This is a genomic window from Pseudomonas sp. UBA3149, assembly GCF_002364655.1.
GTDB lineage: Bacteria > Pseudomonadota > Gammaproteobacteria > Pseudomonadales > Pseudomonadaceae > Chryseomonas > Chryseomonas luteola.
Genome location: NZ_DEYV01000030.1, coordinates 1 through 19,240 on the forward strand (window position 1 = coordinate 1; position 19,240 = coordinate 19,240).

Below are 19,240 nucleotides of genomic sequence, written 5' to 3' on the forward strand. Positions count from 1 at the left end.
TGGAGTCATTTTTGTTGCACCTTGCTTGATGGCGTACGTGGCTAAGGAATAATCGTTACTTGTTGTACGACATCGTATGACTATAGAAAGTAAAGTGCAACCTAGATGAGAGTCTATGCCTGACTGGAAAGGCGCAACCTAGAGCAAGTGGCTGAAACAACAGAACAATTTCTTACAATTACAGGGCCAATAGGCGTCATGGCTTGGCGGCATGAAGAGCCTAACCGTTTTATTCAAATCGGTAGAGTTGGCTTATTCCCAGTCCTTTTTATGCTTCCAACCGATTGAATATTGCCAAGCATCTTGCCGCACGGCTGTATGCGCCCTTCCCTTCAGAGCATCTCTTCAGTCATCGCATTACCTCGCCGTATTGCCTGTGGTGGCATGCCGAAGCCACGTATAAAGGCCTCTCGCATATGGCGGCGATCACGAAAGCCGGTTTCCTTGGCAATAACATCCAACGAGTGACGGCTTTGCTCGATCATGAGTCGAGCCGCTTCCAGGCGAAGACTCTCGATAGCCTTGGCAGGTGATTGGCCCGTTTCCGCAGTAAAGACACGGCTGAACTGACGCGGGCTGAGGTGAACGGATTCAGCCAGCTCTTCCACGCTCAAAGGGCGGCTCAGGTGTTGTCGGGCATAGTTCAGGGCGTTCTGGATACGATCAGACTTAGGTGCAAGGTTTAGCATTTCGGAATGCTGACTCTGACCACCGGCACGTCGTTGGTGCATGACCAGCTTGTGTGCTACCGACCGGGCAACCTCATTACCCAGATCCTTTTCCACGATTGCAAGCGTCAGATCAAGCCCTGCCGTCATCCCGGCTGACGTCCACATCGGACCGTCCGTGATATAAATACGATCTTCCTCGACACGGATATCAGGGTAACGCCGCTGCAACTCCCGCGCATACGCCCAATGGGTGGTTGCACGCCGCCCTGCCAGCAACCCGGCTTCCGCCAGCACAAAGCCACCGGTACAAATAGCGGTCATCCGGCGCGCCTGGGTACTGGCGTCCTGAATAAAACCAAGCACAGCGTCAGGTGATGGTGCAGCCAGTGGGTTGTTTACCCCCGCCACGATCCAGGTATCCGCCTGGCTATTGGGCCCGAGTGCCCGGGAACCCACCGTCAGGCCAAGCGAGGAGCGGACCTCGCCGCCCTCCAGCGAGAAATTCTCGACTTCGTAGAACGGCTCGCCTGCCACCACGTTGGCATATTCGAAAACCGTTTGCGTCGCCAGTGAAAGGATCTGGAACCCGTTTGACAGCATGTAGCCTACTCGGTGCATGATCGTCTCCCTGACGATGTCCTGAAAACGCACCATAAACGTCATTTAGGTCGCGGTCAATTCACTGCATGATGCCTCCACACCCACCCAAACGGAGCAGCATCATGAACACTCTTCATCAAGGCACTGCACTCATCACTGGCGCCTCTTCCGGTATCGGCGCGGTATACGCCAAGCAATTGGCCCGTCGCGGTTATGACCTGATTCTGGTTGCCCGCAATCGTGAGCGACTCAACACCCAAGCCGAGCGCATCGCCACGCTGACCGGACGAGCCGTGGAGGTCCTGCCTGCCGATCTCAACGATAAATCATCTTTAGCAGCCGTTGAGGCAAAGCTCAAGGAAGACGCCAGCATCACCCTTCTGGTCAACAACGCCGGAATCGGTACTCACACCCCACTACTTGGGAGCGATATCGAGCAGATGGTGCGAATGATTGACCTGAACGTGACGGCACTCACTCGCCTTACCTACGCTGCCGTTCCGGGATTCGTCCACCGCGGCAAGGGCGCCATTATCAATATCTCCTCCATCGTCAGCCTTGCACCAGAGATCCTCAATGGCGTCTACGGCGGCAGCAAGGCGTACGTGACGGCGTTCTCTCAGTCTCTGAGCCATGAGCTGGCCGACAAAGGCATCCGCGTACAGGCCGTCCTGCCCGGCGCTACGGCCACTGAATTCTGGGATATCGGCGGTCTGCCGCTGGAAAACCTCGACAAACGCATCGTCATGTCACCGGAAGACCTGGTGAAAGCAGCGCTGGCCGGCTTTGACCAGGGCGAGCTGATCACTATCCCCTCGTTGCACGCCCTCGAACGCTGGGAAGCCCTTGAAGCGGCCCGCCAGGCCTTGGCCACGCAGCTCTCCAGCAATACGCCTGCCTCCCGCTACGCCTCGTACTGATCACTTCTACATTCAACCAGGAGACTTCACCATGAACACAAGCGGAAACACTATCTTCATCACTGGCGGTACGTCTGGCATTGGTCGTGCACTGGCCGAAGCCTTTCATCAACGTGGGAACAAGGTTATCGTTGCGGGCAGACGCCAAGCACTGCTCGATGAAGTCGCCAGGGCTAATCCCGGTATCGACACCATCGCGCTGGATATCAACGACCCCGAGCAGATCAAAGCCGTCGCTCAAACAGTCATCGAACGCCACCCTACCCTTAACATCATCATCAACAATGCCGGCGTCATGCCGTTCGATAATGCGGCCTCCGGCGCACTGGACGATGAACAGGCGGTGCAGCTGCTCATGACCAACCTCCTGGGTCCGGTCAGGGTCAGTGCTGCATTTGTAGAACATCTAAAGCGGCAGCCCGAAGCGTACATCATCAACAACAGTTCGATTCTGGCCTATGTACCGCTGGCAGTTACCGCACTGTACTCCGCCACCAAGGCGGCGATTCACTCTTATAGCCTGTCGCAGCGCTTCATGCTTCGGGATACGTCAGTAAAGGTGCTGGAAATCGCACCGCCATGGGTCGATACCGATCTCACTCACAAGAGTGGTGATCCACGCGCCATGCCGCTGGATGAATTCATTACGGAGATTCTGGAGAAGCTGCAAAGCGCTGAAACGGAAGTCATTGTCGATCGTGTTGCGGCCTTCCGCGCCAATCCTGGTCCCAATGAGCATGCGTTGGTAGAGCAGTTCAACCAATCCCTGATTGCCAACCCTATTCCTGTCGGCTGAATACGCCCCAGGCTACTCGCCACGGGTGGCCTGGGTGATTCACTGGAGACGCTCATGAAAGGTCTTATCGCGCCACCCACCTTGCTTGCATTGCGATCCTTGAGTTTTGCGTATTTCGTCCAGGCGGTAGGTGCTTTGTCCGTGGTTGGCTGTCTGCAGCAGATTTCCCAGGAATGGTTGCTGACCGATACCCAAAGCGCGTACCTGATCTCCCTCTTCGGCATCACCTTTGCCCTGGCTGCGCCCCTGCTGCAGGTCGTTTTGGGACATCTACCCAGACGGCGGCAGGTTCTGCTTGGCCTGGGCCTGTTCAGCAGCGCTTCGCTTCTTTTCGCACTGGCGCCAAATTACGGCGTACTGGTGCTGGCTCGCGTTCTTATGGGATTGGGCGCAGGCTTTATCGGTCCGGTATTAGGTGCACTGGGCTCAGCCCTGGTTGACCGGGCCCAGCAAGGCCGCGCCATTGCCATTGTATTGTTGGGATTGAGCGTGGCCGGGATGGCAGGCATTCCCTTGGCCGCCTGGATCGCTCAGCATTGGGGCGTACGCTCGCTTTATCTGATGCTGAGCGTCGCGGGCCTCATGACTGCCCTTCTGATTGCCCGATTCGTTCCCGACCATGTGCAAGGTGAGCGCATCGCGGTTTCAACGGTTGTATCCCTGCTCACACGCCTTGGTTCGCTCAGTACCTTTCTGGTGGTGTTTTTCATCACTTCAGGCGTGTTTTCTACCTATGCGTTTCTGTCCCCCATCATCCGCGATGTGTATCACGGTGGGCCAGAAGACGTGTCTGTTGCCCTGGCCGTGCTGGGCATAGCGGGCGTAGCAGGCAACCTGTTCGTGACACGGGCTGCCGGACGTTACAGTGCAGAGCATATGCTTCTGTCCGGAATCAGCCTCCTGGCCGTAACGCTTCTACTCTTGGGATACGGTCCCGCTCGCCTGGGCTGGCTGCTGCCTGTGCTGGTTTTGTGGGCGTTCGCTACGGATGTGGTATGGCCGTCACAGCAACGGCGGGTAGTCGAGCGTATGCCGGAACGACGCGGTATCGCCCTGGCGCTGACGGCTTCCTTCATGTTTTGCGGCATTGGATTTGGATCGGCGGTGGCGGGCTGGGTCTATCCTGCCTATGGCTATACAGGCGTGCTAAGCGCCTCATTACTGTTCTTTGTTATGGCAACTGTCTGCCTTGCAGTGTCATACAGTCGGCCCAGAGCCGCTATTCCAGTAGCGTAAATCCGTATGAAAGGTTGAACAAAACATCCAACCCTGCAAGACCTACCGTGGGAGAGCCGTATGGATACGATGATACTCAAACCGACTTCAGAAGCGGATGTGCCCTTTCTTCTCGATTTAAGGGGACGCGCGCTCGTACCTTACGAAGTCGCAGCCGGTATGCAGCGCTCCGAAGAGGAGCACAAGGCGCGGATACGGGCGCACCTTGAAAGTGGCCAACTGGTAGTGCTTGAGAACACACCCATAGGGCTCATCAAGGTAGTGAAATCGGACCGTGCGTGGAAACTGCTTCAGCTCCAAATCATCCCGGAGCAACAGGGCAACGGTATTGCCACCACCCTGGTGACAAACCTGTTGCATGAAGCGCGGTGTGCATCCATACCGGTGGTCTTGACCGTACTTTAGAACAACCCAGCCAAGCGGCTTTACGAACGGCTCGGCTTTTCCGTAACCGGGGAGCGGGAGTTTGTATACGAGATGCAGGCGGGATAGTACGGTACCGTAAAAGACGGTCAAAAATGAAAAGCCGCCCCGGAGGGCGGCCTTCGCGGTTACACCTTGAACTGATCCATTAGGGTCTGTTGATGGTTGGCCAGCGCGTTCAGCGACTGGCTGACCCGCGCGGATTCTTCCGCCTGCCCTGAAAGCGACTCCGTGACCTCACGGATACCACTGACGTTACGATTGATCTCTTCCGCCACGGCGCTCTGCTCTTCAGCGGCACTGGCAATCTGGAGGTTCATTTCCGTAATGACGGAGACGGCATCACCGATCTGACGCAGGGCCGACACGGCTTTACCTACATGCTCGACGTTACCCTGAGCCTGCCGGTGACCATCGTGCATGGAGTCCACTACGTTCCGCGTGCCCTTTTGCAACCCTTCGATCACCTGACGAATCTCCTCGACCGACTCCTGGGTCCGCTTGGCAAGGCCACGCACCTCATCGGCCACGACCGCAAAGCCTCGGCCCGCATCACCAGCCCGTGCCGCTTCGATGGCAGCGTTCAGCGCCAACAGATTGGTCTGCTCGGCAACACCCCGGATGACCTCCAAAACGTTGCCAATCTGCTCGCTGCTTTCCGCCAGACCCTCGACCTGACTCATGGACGCGCTCATATCAGCTGCCAGCTTTTCGATGCTGCGCGTGGTCTCGGTAATGATGTCCAGACCTTCATGGGTTGCATGGTCAGCGCCACGCGCAGCCTCTGCGGCCTGCGCAGCATTGCGCGCGACATCGTGGGCCGTGGCGCTCATCTCGTGAGATGCCGTTGCAACCTGCTCCACCTCATGGAACTGGTGCTGCATGCCCTCACTTGTACGAGTCGCAATGGCCGCAGACTGGTCCGCCGTTGTGCGCGCATCCTGAACCGAGCGCTTTACGTCCGCAATAATGGGTTGGAGCTTGTCGAGGAACCGGTTGAACCAGCCCGCCAACTGTCCCAGTTCGTCCTGCTTGGCATATCCCAGGCGGCGGGTCAGGTCACCTTCACCACTGGCGATGTCCTTGAGCATAGCGGCAACGGCCAGAATCGGCCGGGTTACGCTGCGGGCAGCGAACCACATCAATACCAGACCGCTCAGCACCGCAATCAGGCCCACCACAACCGAGAACACACTGTCGGAAACGCGCCGCTCGTCCAGCTCATCAGATAGTTGAATGGCACGGGACAGAACCAGCTTCTTGGGCGCCTCAAGCAGGATGCCCCACGGCTTGGCTTCCGGGATGGGCCTGATCGGCTCGATGACACGTACCAGATCATCATGGGACAACATGGCAGACTCGCCTGTCGCCAAGGCCTGCTTCAGCTCACCTGCCTGGCTGGCATAGATCTTGTCCAGGGACTCTCCCAACCGCTTGGCATCCAGGCTATGACCCGCCAGGAGACCAGCTGGACTAATGATGCTGACCTCGCCCTCCCCCTTGTACAGCTTGTCGCTGGCTTTTTCGGCAATCTGCTGAAGTGTGTTCAGGCTGATATCAATGCCGATAACACCGGTCACCTTGCCGTTTTGCTCAATAGGCAGGGCGATGCTGGTCATCAGGACCTGCTGCTCATTCACCTCATCGAAATAAGGGTCCAGCAGACAGGCCTTACGCGTATCACGAGGACAAGTGTACCAAGCGTTATAGGCTGCACCACTCGGCCCGGGAGTCGTCTTGGTAAGCTCTTCCTCAGTCATTGATTCGAAATCGAATGTTCCCGGCTCCCCTTGAGACCAGTACAAGGCAAAACGGCCACTTGCGTTGCTGCTTTCCTCTTCCGCATTGATGAACTGTCTGTCCTGTCCGTCTAGTGCGTTGGGTTCGAAGGCAATGTACAGCCCCAACAGGTCAGGGCGTGCCTTGAGTGCGTTGCCCACTACCTCAGCCAGCTCCTGACGCAATTCACGGGCACTGATAGCCCCTCTTGCCTGCTGCTCACTCAGCAGCTTGACCTGGCCTGCCAGGCCCAGTCCGTAGTGATAGGCACTCATGAAGTCTCGCTGGATACGCAGCGCCTGGGCTTCGCCTGAGGTCTGCAAGCGAAGCTCCGCGGACTGCTCAAGCATGCTGGAGCTGGTCTGCTTGACCACCTCACCGCTACGCTTGGCCTGGTAAAGAGACGCACCGACCAGCAGTGTCACAATAGCCAGCAGGCATAAGCCTGCCAGCGCAGTGATCTTCAGCTGGATTGAAAGACGGTTGAACATAGTAAAGGCCTGATTAAATTGATGCCTTTGCTATCGGCCTACTCCCGCTGCGCTTGATTAGATTATTCCTATGAAGGATTTAAACATTCCTGTTGCAGGGTTACGGTCTAACCTTGATGGCCCGAAGACTTCGGCCATCCACCGGCCAATACCTTGTACACCTGCACCAGATCCGTCGAGACGCGGGTGGCACTGTCCACCAAGGCGCTTTGAGTCTGGATCAGCTCACGCTGGACATTCAGCACGTTGATGAAATCAATGGCGCCTTCCTTGTAGCGCGCCTGGGCTGTTTCCAGCGCGATACGGTTCTGACTGACCGCTTGTGCAAGCGCCGCATGGTGACGTTGCTCAGCACTGTAGGACGTTAGTGCATCGTCTACTTCATGCCAGGCAGCCAATACGGTGCGTCGGTAATTCAAAGCCGCTTCCTGTTGCTGACGTTCGCGCAGCTCCAGCGTGCCGGTTAGGCGTCCACCTTGGAAAACAGGCAGGTAAAGGCTGGGACCGATCGAGAACTGGCGGGCGCTCCATAACCCGAGATTAGAGCCTTCCAGTGCCTGGAAGCCAAAATTGCCGCCCAGGCTGATGCGTGGATAGAAATCCGCTTGGGCCACGCCTACGGCTGCTGTAGCCTGATGCAGAGCTGCTTCGGCCTTCTGGATATCCGGACGACGACGGGCAAGCTCCGACGGCAACCCCACCGGTACGGCCGACGGCGGCTCTGGCAAGTCTCGCGGCTGCCCCAACTCCTGGCCGAGCGCATGGGGTTCCTGGCCAAGCAGATAACTCAAGGCATTGATGAGACGGGCCTCCTCTGCCTCCAGCAACGGAATACGGGCTTCGATCGTGGCCACCTGGGCAGCCGAGTTGGCAGTGTCCAGGTTGGTTGTTACACCATTCTCAAAACGGGTTTTGGTAAGTGCCTGACTTTGCCTGGCAATATCCAGGTTCTGCCGGGTAACCGCCAACGTTGCCTGAATACCCCGCAGGCGCAGGTAGTCCGCTGCGGTTTCTGTCGCAATGCTCAAGGCGACGCCATTCCGTTCAGCCTCGCTCAAGGCAACGCCTGCGTTGGCAGCCTCCAGGGTACGCCTGACATGGCCCCAAAGGTCTACCTCCCAGCTCGCCTTAAGGCCGTACTGCCAAAGGTTGAAGTCGGACTTTCCATTATTGCCCGAGGCATCCATAAGGCCTTGCTCGCTGTTGCGTGCACGCTGGTAGCCTCCTGTGGCCGAGACGTCTGGCAGTACATCCGCACCGGCAACCTGCAGCAGCGAACGACTCTGCTCGAAGCGGCTGCTGGCAAGGGCCAGGTCCAGGTTGGTGGAGGCGGCCCGCTCAACGAGTGAGCTCAGGAGTGGATCGTTGAACTGTGTCCACCACGCCTTTTCAATGGGATGGCTAACCGTCACGCTGCCAACGGCCTGTGACGGGCCTTGCCAGGCCTTGGGCAGGACCGCCTCAGGTTTATGAAAATCAGGTCCCACGCTGCATCCGGAAAGCACGGCCAACGTGATAGCCAATAGAGAGCGGCGCATCAGTGGACCTCTCCCTGAGTATCAACAGTCGCCACCACCGACAACCCTACACGTAGATTGGCAACGGCTGGCTGATCAGGCTCGAATACGATCTTGACCGGAACCCGCTGGGCGACCTTGGTAAAGTTGCCGGTGGCGTTATCGGGTGCAATCGCTGAAAACGTAAGGCCTGTAGCGGGTGCGAGACTGTCGATATGGCCATGCAGGACCTGATCCGGGAAAACATCAACCCGCACATCGACTGGCTGATTGGCCTGCATCCTTCCCAGCTGTGTCTCACGGAAATTCGCAACCACATAGGCTTCACTGACCGGTACCACGGCAAGCAACGGTTTGCCCGGAGCCACGTAGGCACCTACCCGAACCGAGCGTTGGGCAATCACGCCATCGCGAGGCGCTACGATATGAGTGTATGACACATTCAGATCGGCTTGTTCGCGTGCGGCTTCGGCCTTTGCCTGAGTGGCCATCGCGACATCACGCTGCGCCTTGAGTACAGCCAAGTGCTTCTGGGCAGCGACGCGGGCCGCACTGTCACGATCCCTGGCGGCCTGCCATTGCAGGAGTTCGGCCTCAGCCTTCTGCTGCTCCTCGACGGTACCGGCCCCTGCCTTGGACAGGTTGCGATAGCGCTTGGCATTGGCCTGGGCAAATGAAAGCGACGCATCGGTGGCACGTACCGTCGCCGCCGCCTGATCGATGATGGCAGCCTGACGATCGATTTCAGCGGTCAGGTTGGCCACCTCGGCCGCAGCAGCCTTCACCGCCGCCTGAGCCGAAGCCTGCGCCGCCACGAAATCACGGTCATCGATACGGGCCAGCAACTGGCCGGCCTTGACCGGCTGATTATCCGAGACAAGCACCTCGGACACCATGCCTGCGACCTTGGGCGCGACCAGTACTGAATCAGCGGTGATAAAAGCATCGTCTGTGCTTTGCGTCCCATCATTCTGGGCGACATGGACACAGGCATACAGGGCGCCAAGCACAACGGCGACGCCGACAAGAGAAAACGCGGTTTTATGACTCATGGCATTACCGGAGGTTGAGGTGGATAAGCCCGCTTGGGCAGGGTCAGCAGGACCAGCAGCATGAATGCCGCGACGCCGATCAGCGCCAGATAGGCGTCGCTGAACGACAGAACGAAGGCCTGCTCGCGAACGCGGTGGCTCAAGGCCGACATCGAATCGTTGGTCAGCAGAGGTGATAGCTGGGCCTGCGCCGACCCGAGCCGGTCAAGCAGGACATTAGAATGAAAGTGCTCACGCACCGTGATGAAATGCTCCAGCAGCGCCGCACCGATTACAGAGAAAAGACCCCGTACGGTATTGACGGTGGCGGAGGCAAAAGGACCTTCAATAGGCTGTACCACACCCGTGGCGCACATGAGCAGCGGAACCACAATCATCGGCTGCGCCAGGGTCTGCAGGATTTGCAAGGTATAGAAATCGTCCCGAATCCAGTCGCTTGTCAGCTGTGAGCCACCCAGGCAGGCCAGCGTCATCAGGCCAAGGCCACAGGCAATGACCCAACGGGAGTCCACCCAGTTGCGATTGATGACAGTGGCTACCAACGGCGCCATAAGAAGCTGTGGCAAGGCGATCATCAGAGCAATCGGCATGGTTTGCAGAGGGCGGTAGTCATGCACGTGGGCAAGATAAGCGGACGGAATCGCCACACCCGACATGCCCAAGATCAGAAAACTGGCCAGCGTAACGATGCCGAACGAGAAATTGCGTCGACTGAGCAATTGCAGCTTTACCAGCGGAAGCGGGTGAAACCACTCGTTGATCAGAAACAGAGGAAACAGGATGGCAGCGCCGATGAACAACGTGCGGATCAGTGGCGAAGCCAGCCAGTCCAGCCGCTCCCCCTGCATCAGGGCAATCACAAACATAGCCACACTGCCACACCCAAGCAGTGCACCCAGCCAGTCGGCTTGTTTGAAGCGCTCAAGGCGCAGCGGGTCCTGCGGCAAGCCATAAGCGATACAGGCGGCGGCGATCAGGCAGGAAGGCACCACCTGCCAGAACACCAGATGCCAGTCCAGATAATCCGTCCAGACGGCAGCCAGCGGTACAGCAAGGTTTGGGCCGAACGTCGCGGTCAGGGCATAGGCTGAAAGACCATACAACTTGATATGCCAGGGCAGGAAGCGTAGCGCCGCCGTCATCAGGAGCGGCGGCAATGCCCCTCCGGCCAATCCCTGGAGGACGCGTAGAAACAGCAGCGACGGCAGATCCGGTGCAAACGGACACAGCAATCCCAGGAAGGCAAACGCCAGTGTTACCCCGATAGCAAATCGGCGCAGCGAGAACGTGACCGCCAGCCACGGTGAAATGAGCATCGCCGACACCTCGGCGGCTCCGTACAATGCGCTGATCCAGGTGCCTTCGTCATGACCGATTCCAAATACGCCCCGTATATCTGCAAGGGCGATTTCCGTTACGCGGTCGTTGAGACCTGAAGTCAACGCTGCAATCAGGACGCCGATAAGTCCAATAGCCAAACGCCAGCCAAAGGGTGCTGGAGCTGGCGCCGGTGGCGCAGTAGGAGACATAGAATTTCCAGAAACGAAAAGGGCTCGAAACTGAGCCTATGGTGCAGAAGCAATATGCGGTACAGTGTACCGAACAGTGATACACAGGACAATATCCATGACGACCTCTGAGCCGGAACGTGGTGCCATTCAGGTCATTTCACGGGCCGCAGCCATCCTTCGCTGCCTTGAAAATGAACCCGCAGGGCTAAGCCTTGGCGCTATCGCCAAACGCATCGACCTGCCCCGCTCCACCGTGCAGCGGCTGGTGGATGCACTGGCATTGGAGCAGCTGCTCGAGGTTCATGGCGCTGGCGGCGTGCGGTTAGGACCAGCCCTGATCCGGTTGGCGTCCCGGAGCCATGGCGATATCACCCAGCGGGTGCGCCCCTTTCTGGAAGAGTTGTCCAAGCACACCGGCGAGACGGCTGTACTGGTACATGCCAATCGCGCTGAATTGATGGTGCTGCACTCGGTTATATCCAGTCAGGAACTACGAGTAGCACCCACCCCCGGTAACTTTCTGGCCATCCATGCTACTTCGGGTGGAAAAATGCTGCTGTCGGGCATGACGGACAGCGTAGTAACCCAGCTGCTTGGACCCGAGCTAAAAGTGCTTACCCACAAGACCCTTTCCACCCTGCCCGCCTTGCTCGATGAGTTGCAGCAGATTCGGGAGGATGGCTTTTCCTATGATCGCGAAGAGCACATGCTGGGTGTCCATGCCATGGCTATCGGCATCGAAACGCCTCAGGGCCGGTATGCCATTTCCCTGGTTGGCCCTGCCTGGCGAATGGAGGCAAATGACGAGGGCCTGCGCCGCGCGTTAACAGATTGCCGTAACGCACTAGCCGACGCGCTGCGTAGCCCTCAGGTCGATCATCCGCCGGCTGGATGAGTCAGGCGAGTTCTGTACCTTCTGCAACCAATGGATCGACTCCAGCATTTTTGTCGGCCAACTGAAGCACCTCGCTGATTGCCTGACTGACAATGCTCGGGTGGTCTTCAGGATTGAAATGTCGCCCGCCGGGAATGGATACCAGAGAGGCGTTCAGCTCAGCTGCCAACTGCTGGCCCGAAGCGAACGTAATGGAGTCCGAATCTCCCCAGACGATCCGCTTGGGCCCACGGATGATAGACAGTTTCCCCGCCAGTGCCTGGGTGTCTTTCGAGTCCAGACAACTGATCTGATGCGCAAAGGCCTTGGGGCCGATGGTTCGCGAGTACGGCTGCCAATGCAGGCTGATCGACTCCTGGCGGCGAGCCTCATTATCGTGTCCCAGGTTGTACACACCGCTTAAAAAGAGTGGCTTGAACAGACTGGGTGGAAGCTGTTCGATGACCGACGCCTTGAGTTTGGCCAGGCGCACCGTAGGAACGGGCCAATTGTCATACGCGACGCTATCGACTAGCACCAATCCGCTACTGAGCTCAGGATGCCTGACCAGGAGCTCCTGAAGTACGCCCCCGCCGAGATCATGTCCGACGAAGACGGCTTGGGTGATGTTCATGTGCTGCAGCCAGTCGTACAGGTAGTCCGCTTGTTTGGGGAGCGAAATGTCGCGCTCAAGGCCCTCTTCCATCGACCAGCCAAAGCCCACCAGCTCCCAGGCAAGACAACGCACACCCGGCTTGCAGACCTGCGGAATCACATAACGCCACAGACGTGGATGAGTAGGAATACCATGTACCATGATGACGGGTACTGCACCTGGGTCGGAATCACCGTGCTCCTCCCACCGCATAGTGATGCCATTGACGAGGGCTGTACGAATAAGCTCGGGCGCTGCCTGCTCATTCGCATCGATTGACGCCTCATTGGCACTCGGCTTGAGCAACGCGCTACCCAGCCCCAACGCCGCTGCAGCCGACACCATACTGCGCAGCCCTCCACGGGGCATGGCCAGTGCACAGGCCGCCGCCACGCTACTCAAGATCAAGCGTTTCTTGTCGAAATTGAAAGATGACTTGTTCATGTGACCTCCAAACCTGTTCAAGGTGTGGGCCACAATATGAGACCGGAGGTTCCGGTCAGAACCAGGGAGACGACAAAGGGCGTGTACTGGCAAGGCAGACAACACCCTCTGAATAATTGGAGCCTAACGCTGAAGGGCGCCGTGTAGGGCCTTACTGGTTAGGCGCGTGGCCATATTTCTTGATGAACTGCTTTTCCATTTCCTGGCAGGACTGCTGGATCGAGAGACGATCCCCTGAGCCAGCGGCGGCAGCATCAGCACGCTGATGACAGGCTTCGATCGTACTCCGTTCGTTGGCTTCAACCTGAGGCGAAGGCCCGCGGGTAAAGAGATAGATCATGCCGCCAAACAGTGCGAAGGCAAAGGCAATGGCACCGACGGTCATCCAGAGGCAGCCGGCCTTACTGGGCGGCGGCTCGGGCTCATCGGTATTGAGATGGGTATGGGGGCTTTTATCTTCTTTCACAACGGGACCTCTAGCCGTGGGAACGCGAATCTAGCATGTCTTTAACGCTTCGATAACTGAAAGGATGTGCAGGTTCTCCTTATCCTGTCCTGGTCAGCCCATAAACCAGCGGCTGATGACTGTACGCTTGGGCCTGGAGGCGTTTGCGATGACGAAACCACATCCTGCAGAACGCAACGGCCAGTAGCACCTCTGCCAAATCACCACCGTAGTACATCCATTGAGCGGCAGATTCGATCTCGGTACGCGCATAACCAAGCCCATGGGGATAACCAAACCCATACATGATCTTGGCCAGCCCTGCGTGGGCGGCCATAGCGATGAACAGCACGACCAGTCGCAGGCGCAGCGTAGGCCGATGAGGCGCGGAATCAGGTCCGGCAATGGCCCAGGTGAACAGATACCCCGACAGGATAAAGTGCAGATGCAGCCAGGTATGAACCCATGGGCTGGTCTGGCTTAGCGCAAAAAATAAGGTCAGATACAGAACATACATACCGCCTATATCCAGAAGCGCCGCCGTAATCGGATGAGTCAGCACACGCATGAAGCGCGTCGCCAACAGGCGAACCAGTACCCGTGCCGTATCAATGGGTATAGTACGCAGAACCAGCGTACCCGGTGCGCCAAATACCAGGCCCAGCGGCGCAAACATGCCCAGCAGAAGGTGCTGGAGCATATGTCCGCGAAGGTCCTGATGAGCAAAGCTCGATACCGGTGGCATGAAGGCGACCATGATCAGGACGATGCCAACCGCAAAGCTGAGCGTACGCCAGCCGGACCATGTCCGCCCTTGTCGCTGCAAGCAGATTACACCGAAGCAGTAGAACAACCAGACGATGATAGCCAGCAGGATCGGGAATACCGCTACGTGGCCCGGCCCCAGGAAATAGGCATGCATTATCAGCAAGGCTCCTAGGGGTTATGGGCTGACGTAGGTGCGTCGGGCTCTTCTCAGGAATAAAAGGCCAATCAGCAGCAATACGATACCTGCGAGGTTCCAGAGCAGGTCATACAGCATTAGATTGTCGACGTATCGGACCTGATGCAGGCGCAGGACTTTGTGATCGATCAGGCCATCGAACAGTTGAAATGCCCCCATCCCCATGAAGAAGCCGGCCCAGGCCTGAGGTTTGGCAAAGGCTTTACGCTCCCGCAGTTCGGCCACCATGAAAAACCCGACAATAATCAGAATGAGTTCGGCCGAATGCAGGATGCCATCGGAAAGCAAGGCGAAAGCACCCGTGCCACGATCCACAAAATGATGCCAGGCCAAGACCTGGTGAAAAATGATTTCATCGATGGCGGCCATGAAGCCGATCCCAATAAGCAACGCAGCTGTCAGGGATCGGCGCGCCAGAAGCGTGGCTGATGTTCCGGTAGCCATGGGCATTCCTTCTTGTCTCGGTCACTCACTCGTCTTATCCAGTGGTCTGGACAAGCCTCTATGAAGTAAGACGCAAGACGAGCGGGATCGTTCGAGGAAAGCCAATGGTTCAGCGCAGGCAGCAATTACCTGTCAGGCAATTTATTACTCTACTCGTATGGCGGAATGCACATCCTTGCTTTCAATCCATCCCTCTACCGGCTGCTGATCACCCGTAGAGATCTGGATCTTTTTCCAGCGCTTGTATTCACGCGTATCCACTATCCGTACGGATGTGCCAGCTGCCAGACGAGTCTGCACATTCCCCCGCCGAGCCGCTGCCGTGTCATACACAACAGGCCATTTACGCACCAACACGTTGTCTGTCTGCACATGCCAGGTTTGCTCGGGACCTGCTTCACGAAACGAAACTTCAGCCGCATGCACTGTGATCGAGGAGAAAGAGGCACCCAAAAAAGCCAGGCTTAACATGAGGGTTTGCGCGGCCTTCAGCCTGTGATTCGGGTGTTTCCTTGGGGTTGCCATTAAGTCGCTCCATGCAATGATGGCGCTATGACAGTGTTCGATGCAGCAGGTTCGATGCAATTAATCATTATTTGAATGAATTAAGAAAGGCGGTACGGATCATAGCCGTAAGAACGCTGGCATCGAGCCTGGCCCTGATCCTGCCAAGCTGCCATGATGAGTCAAAACAACAAGGACGCAGCGGTTACCGTGCTACAGATACTGTCCATCACGACCCCTATCTTCATCCTGATTGGTCTTGGCTTTTTTGCTTCCAAGAGCGGCATTCTGGTGCGGGAGCAGATCCGTGGTTTGGGTAGCTTCGTCATCACATTCGCAATGCCGGCCCTGATCATCCGGGCGTTATCCGAAAGCCCGATCGATCAAGTGTTCAATAAATCCTATCTGATCGCCTACGCGGTAGGATCGCTTCTGGTATTCACCGGCGGCTTTTGCTTTACCCGCTACAAGCTCAAACAGACCCTGGATGTAAGCGCCATTACAGGCATGGGCATGTCGGTGTCCAACAGTGGCTTCATTGGCTATCCGATTGCCGTATTGGTACTGGGACAACCGGCTGCGGTAGCGTTGGCCCTCAACATGCTGGTGGAAAACATGCTGATGATTCCATTGGCGCTGGCGCTGGCTGAAGCCAGTCGCTCTAGCGAAGGCGGTGTGTTGAAAGTGCTCTTGGACATCGTCAAGCGACTGGGCAAGAACCCGATGATCATTGCGATTCTTGTCGGGCTCCTGCTGTCGGCGCTACAGATCAAACTGCCTATCGCGATCTATACGGTGATCGACATGCTGGCCCACGCCTCGGCGCCCACTGCGCTCTTTGTAATTGGCGCCACGCTGTATGGCCTGAAGGCAAAAGGCATGCTGGTCGACGTCGGCCGGATTGCGGGTAGCAAACTCATTCTGCATCCGCTGGCCGTCTTTGTGATGACCCTGATGCTGCCCTCCATTGATCCAACGCTCAAGCTCGCAGCCGTTTTGTTCGCCAGCGCGCCGATGATGAGTATTTATCCGATCATAGGACAACGCTATGGACTGGAAGGCCGTTGCGCGGCTGCGCTCATGGTAGCCACAACCGCCTCGTTTTTTACAATTAGTGCTTTGCTCATGTTTATCAGCCCTGCACCGTGACGCGGGGCCGCAGCGGAAAATAAAACGCCTTGGGGATATCCAGGAGCCAATGCAGGTCTCATGTGTAGACTCGATCATTGGAGGACGAGATGAATATCAAAGCACTATCGGCCGTTGTAGCCATCAGCGCATCCCTTGCAAGCGGTGCCCTCTTCGCCCAGCAAGCCGCTGGCGATCACCAGCCTTCCAACAGCAAGTACCAGTCCGAAGTAATGAAAAAGGCACCTAATCAGTCAGAAGATGCCACCGTCAAGGACCCGAACAGCAACAACGAATATAAGGTAGGCAGCGAAGCGCCTGATAAATATCAGCGTGATACCTACCGAATCAAGGATTGGAAAGCCCACGGCCTGAGCGCTCCCGAAGAGAACCAGCACTGGGTCAAGATCGGTAACGATTATGTGCTCCTGAAAGACACCGAAGGCGCGATCATCAAGATCGTCAAAGGGCAGGACTCGAAGAAGTAACAGCGGGCTGATCAAGCCTGTCAGTACTACGCATAGGGGCCGGAACAGTTACCGGCCCTTATTGTTTGCACTCTTCATACGTTTGGCCTTTATCGACATACTCCTTAGCCTGCGCCCGTGTCTATCAGCTAAATCAGGCGAGCACCTACCAGAATGTCCGCCACGGCCTGAAAGGTCGCTTCCGGCACCCCTTCTCCGGCTGTCCGCTGGGCAATGCGCTCAGCCAGTCCTCCGTTGACCGCATAAGGGAGCCGCTGCCGCTGCGCGTCCTGAATCATCTGGTGGGATTGCTCGGGTTCTGCACGGCAGACGATGACCGGCACCGGTGTCTCGCCCCTGACATATCTCAACCCTACGACCCACTGCCCAGGCGCACCAATAATGAGCGAGGCATGCTGCAGGCCACGCTTGGCTGAAAGGCTCTGCATGTCGCGGCGTAACCGCTGGCGCTCACGCTTGACCATCGGGTTGCCGTCAGTGTCCTTGAGTTCGCGCTTCTGTTCGCTCTTGGTCATGCGCATTTCCCGAGCAAAGAGCCAGCGCTGCATCAGCACATCGAAACCGCCTACGATCAAAAAAGCGATGATAGCCGTGATGACCAACGGTTTTAGAAGCCCCAGGAACGTGGCATACAGGCAGGAGGTACCGCAGTAGGAAGACTCCATTAGCCGTTGCAGCCCCAGCCGGTAAACGATGATGAACGCCACCGCCATTGCGCAGAGCTTGATAAGCGCCTTCAGAAATTCGATAACGCTGCGCATGGAAAAAATACGCTTGAAGCCAGCAACCGGATCGATCCGCTCATACGTTGGCTTCACCGGCTCGGCCGAAAAGACCATACCGCGCATGACCACAATATTAGTCAGAATCACTGTGACTACCGTGACAGCAAACAGCGGTAACGTGGCGGCCATCAGGACATCAAGCCCCAGCATTTGCAGCCTTGGCCAGACCTGGGTGAATGGCTCGACGTAGATTCGACCTGCCTCAAGCAACAGCGCCTCCACACGCGCCTCGATATCGGCCGCTATCACGACCACGCACAGGGTGCAGGCCAGGATAACCATACCGGTTACCAGATCCTGGCTTTTGGGCAGTTGTCCTTTCTTGCGTGCATCACGCAGTTTCTTGGCTGAGGCCGGGAGGGACTTTTCTTCAGTCTGCTGACTCATGACACCACTGCCTGAAAGCACCTGTTCATTGCCCTAACCCTCAGAGACGGCCTGTTCCAACCAGTCGAACACCTCATACAGGCTACCCAGCTCCGATAACATGAGCGGCACAAGGAAGGATGCGTAAAGCACCATCAAGAACGAAAACAGCAGATTCTTTACCGGGAGAGACAGATCGAATACATGCAGCTGGGGCGCCATACGGGAGAGATAGGCCAGCATCATGTCAGCCACTAGCAGCGCCACGACAATGGGTGCGATCAGCAACACCCCGATCTGCATCACACGGTCCAGTATCCGCACGATCTCCAGCGCCGTGTTTTCTACCACGATCGGGCTAAAGGTCAGGGTCGGCCAGAGGCCATAGCTGCGGTAATACCCATCCACCATGAGCGTAAAGCCCCCAGACATGAAAAACAGTGTGATCAGGGTAACCGTCAGAAGCGTGGAGGAAATGCTCGTCTCACCGGCGCCCAGTGGGTCTACCAATTGGGCCATGGTAGACCCACGCTGAAGATCGACCAGCTCACCTGCAACCTCTGCAGCCCAGAACGGAATACCGAAGGCAAGACCAATCACCAAGCCAATCGCCATTTCCTTGATCAGCAGCCCTGCAATGGCAAAACCAGTCGGTGCGTCTGCCAGCGAAAGCCCGGCATAGATGACTGGCGCCACCGGAATGGCCAGCACGACGGCTACCGCCGAACGGATCATGCCGGTCAGTCCCAGACGATTGAATGCCGGACTGATGATGACCATGCCCAACGCCCGCGCCACTGCCAGGCCAAAGGCCGCGAGGAAGGGGTAGACATAGTCCAGAAGCGCCTGGGCAACGGCAAAATTCACGTCAGTGCCTTACCGTGTCCAGGCTGCGAAATTATCGAGCATCCGTTCGGCCAACTGCCCCACTTGCCCGGCTAGAAGCGGGCCGACCAGGATAAGCACAAGCAGCACAGCCACCAGCTTAACGGCCTGCGGCAGCGTTTGATCCTGAATCTGTGTAAGAGCCTGCATGAGCCCTACCCCAAAGCCGATCACGATGGCGACGATCAGGGCTGGCGCCGACAGGAGCAACACGGTAAGCAGTGACTCCTTCATCAAGGAAAGAAACAGATCTTGTCCCACC

The 19,240-nt window shown here is 57.2% G+C and carries 20 protein-coding genes and 1 pseudogene; 7 read left to right on the forward strand and 14 right to left on the reverse strand.

The window, feature by feature from the left end:
- Positions 1–332: 332 nt before the first annotated feature.
- Positions 333–1,289: a GlxA family transcriptional regulator gene (locus B3729_RS17990; RefSeq protein WP_286788600.1), complete on the reverse strand. Its 957-nt coding sequence runs from the start codon at positions 1,287–1,289 to the stop codon at positions 333–335.
- 104 nt (positions 1,290–1,393) lie between these two features.
- Here B3729_RS17990 and B3729_RS17995 point away from each other — a divergent pair, with 104 nt between their 5' ends.
- Genes B3729_RS17995 through B3729_RS18010 form a run of 4 tightly spaced genes read left to right on the forward strand, consistent with a single transcriptional unit; the run spans position 1,394 to position 4,628 of the window.
- Positions 1,394–2,191 (forward strand): SDR family NAD(P)-dependent oxidoreductase, encoded by a 798-nt coding sequence (locus B3729_RS17995; RefSeq protein WP_286788601.1) that lies wholly within the window; start codon positions 1,394–1,396, stop codon positions 2,189–2,191.
- Between the two features lie 31 nt (positions 2,192–2,222).
- The gene (locus B3729_RS18000; protein ID WP_286788602.1) at positions 2,223–2,987 is read left to right on the forward strand and encodes an SDR family oxidoreductase; all 765 of its coding nucleotides are present in this window, start codon (positions 2,223–2,225) and stop codon (positions 2,985–2,987) included.
- A 54-nt stretch (positions 2,988–3,041) separates the two neighbouring features.
- Positions 3,042–4,223 carry an MFS transporter gene (locus B3729_RS18005; protein ID WP_286788603.1) on the forward strand — a complete coding sequence of 394 codons (1,182 nt, stop codon included), beginning with the start codon at positions 3,042–3,044 and terminating at the stop codon, positions 4,221–4,223.
- 60 nt (positions 4,224–4,283) lie between these two features.
- Positions 4,284–4,628, forward strand: a complete 345-nt coding sequence (locus B3729_RS18010; protein WP_286788604.1) for a GNAT family N-acetyltransferase — start codon at positions 4,284–4,286, stop codon at positions 4,626–4,628.
- Positions 4,629–4,774: 146 nt separating this feature from the next.
- On the opposite strand, the gene B3729_RS24840 is transcribed toward B3729_RS18010, so the two are convergent.
- From B3729_RS24840 to B3729_RS18030, 5 genes and pseudogenes are all read right to left on the reverse strand, one after another.
- The gene (locus tag B3729_RS24840) at positions 4,775–5,530 is read right to left on the reverse strand and encodes a methyl-accepting chemotaxis protein (RefSeq protein WP_409438623.1); all 756 of its coding nucleotides are present in this window, start codon (positions 5,528–5,530) and stop codon (positions 4,775–4,777) included.
- Positions 5,531–5,632: 102 nt separating this feature from the next.
- Positions 5,633–6,916 (reverse strand): annotated as a pseudogene (locus B3729_RS24845) (HAMP domain-containing protein); the annotation flags it as partial.
- 107 nt (positions 6,917–7,023) lie between these two features.
- Positions 7,024–8,454, reverse strand: a complete 1,431-nt coding sequence (locus B3729_RS18020) for an efflux transporter outer membrane subunit (protein WP_286788606.1) — start codon at positions 8,452–8,454, stop codon at positions 7,024–7,026.
- Positions 8,454–9,485 carry an HlyD family secretion protein gene (locus tag B3729_RS18025; protein WP_286788607.1) on the reverse strand — a complete coding sequence of 344 codons (1,032 nt, stop codon included), beginning with the start codon at positions 9,483–9,485 and terminating at the stop codon, positions 8,454–8,456. The genes B3729_RS18020 and B3729_RS18025 overlap by 1 nt, the downstream gene beginning before the upstream one ends.
- Positions 9,482–11,014 carry an MFS transporter gene (locus B3729_RS18030; protein WP_286788608.1) on the reverse strand — a complete coding sequence of 511 codons (1,533 nt, stop codon included), beginning with the start codon at positions 11,012–11,014 and terminating at the stop codon, positions 9,482–9,484. Before B3729_RS18030 ends, B3729_RS18025 begins: the two co-directional genes overlap by 4 nt.
- A 97-nt stretch (positions 11,015–11,111) precedes the next feature.
- Here B3729_RS18030 and B3729_RS18035 point away from each other — a divergent pair, with 97 nt between their 5' ends.
- Positions 11,112–11,891, forward strand: a complete 780-nt coding sequence (locus B3729_RS18035) for an IclR family transcriptional regulator (protein WP_122042642.1) — start codon at positions 11,112–11,114, stop codon at positions 11,889–11,891.
- Position 11,892: 1 nt separating this feature from the next.
- On the opposite strand, the gene B3729_RS18040 is transcribed toward B3729_RS18035, so the two are convergent.
- The 5 genes from B3729_RS18040 to B3729_RS18060 form a co-directional block, all read right to left on the reverse strand.
- The gene (locus B3729_RS18040; RefSeq protein ID WP_286788609.1) at positions 11,893–12,969 is read right to left on the reverse strand and encodes an alpha/beta fold hydrolase; all 1,077 of its coding nucleotides are present in this window, start codon (positions 12,967–12,969) and stop codon (positions 11,893–11,895) included.
- 151 nt (positions 12,970–13,120) lie between these two features.
- Positions 13,121–13,435, reverse strand: a complete 315-nt coding sequence (locus tag B3729_RS18045) for a hypothetical protein (RefSeq protein ID WP_083603066.1) — start codon at positions 13,433–13,435, stop codon at positions 13,121–13,123.
- A 79-nt stretch (positions 13,436–13,514) separates the two neighbouring features.
- Positions 13,515–14,336 carry a cytochrome c oxidase assembly protein gene (locus tag B3729_RS18050; RefSeq protein ID WP_286788610.1) on the reverse strand — a complete coding sequence of 274 codons (822 nt, stop codon included), beginning with the start codon at positions 14,334–14,336 and terminating at the stop codon, positions 13,515–13,517.
- A 21-nt stretch (positions 14,337–14,357) separates the two neighbouring features.
- Positions 14,358–14,822 (reverse strand): DUF2243 domain-containing protein, encoded by a 465-nt coding sequence (locus tag B3729_RS18055; RefSeq protein WP_286788611.1) that lies wholly within the window; start codon positions 14,820–14,822, stop codon positions 14,358–14,360.
- Positions 14,823–14,966: 144 nt separating this feature from the next.
- A complete protein-coding gene (locus B3729_RS18060; RefSeq protein WP_010798184.1) occupies positions 14,967–15,347 on the reverse strand; it encodes a hypothetical protein in 381 nt (126 codons plus the stop codon).
- A gap of 189 nt (positions 15,348–15,536) precedes the next feature.
- On the opposite strand from B3729_RS18060, the gene B3729_RS18065 reads away from it, so the two are divergent.
- Together B3729_RS18065 and B3729_RS18070 are read left to right on the forward strand one after the other, a co-directional pair.
- Complete coding sequence (locus B3729_RS18065) at positions 15,537–16,475, forward strand: AEC family transporter (protein WP_074825609.1); 939 nt, start codon at positions 15,537–15,539, stop codon at positions 16,473–16,475.
- Between the two features lie 89 nt (positions 16,476–16,564).
- Positions 16,565–16,942 (forward strand): RcnB family protein, encoded by a 378-nt coding sequence (locus B3729_RS18070; protein ID WP_010798182.1) that lies wholly within the window; start codon positions 16,565–16,567, stop codon positions 16,940–16,942.
- Between the two features lie 128 nt (positions 16,943–17,070).
- Here B3729_RS18070 and B3729_RS18075 read toward each other — a convergent pair whose 3' ends face one another.
- From B3729_RS18075 to B3729_RS18085, 3 genes are read right to left on the reverse strand one after another with little or no spacing between them, the layout of a single operon-like run.
- Positions 17,071–18,114 carry an EscU/YscU/HrcU family type III secretion system export apparatus switch protein gene (locus B3729_RS18075; RefSeq protein WP_286788612.1) on the reverse strand — a complete coding sequence of 348 codons (1,044 nt, stop codon included), beginning with the start codon at positions 18,112–18,114 and terminating at the stop codon, positions 17,071–17,073.
- Between the two features lie 33 nt (positions 18,115–18,147).
- Positions 18,148–18,960, reverse strand: coding sequence for a type III secretion system export apparatus subunit SctT (gene sctT / locus B3729_RS18080; protein WP_122042647.1), 813 nt, complete (start codon positions 18,958–18,960; stop codon positions 18,148–18,150).
- Positions 18,961–18,969: 9 nt separating this feature from the next.
- Positions 18,970–19,239: an EscS/YscS/HrcS family type III secretion system export apparatus protein gene (locus B3729_RS18085; protein WP_010798179.1), complete on the reverse strand. Its 270-nt coding sequence runs from the start codon at positions 19,237–19,239 to the stop codon at positions 18,970–18,972.
- Between the last annotated feature and the right edge of the window lies 1 nt (position 19,240).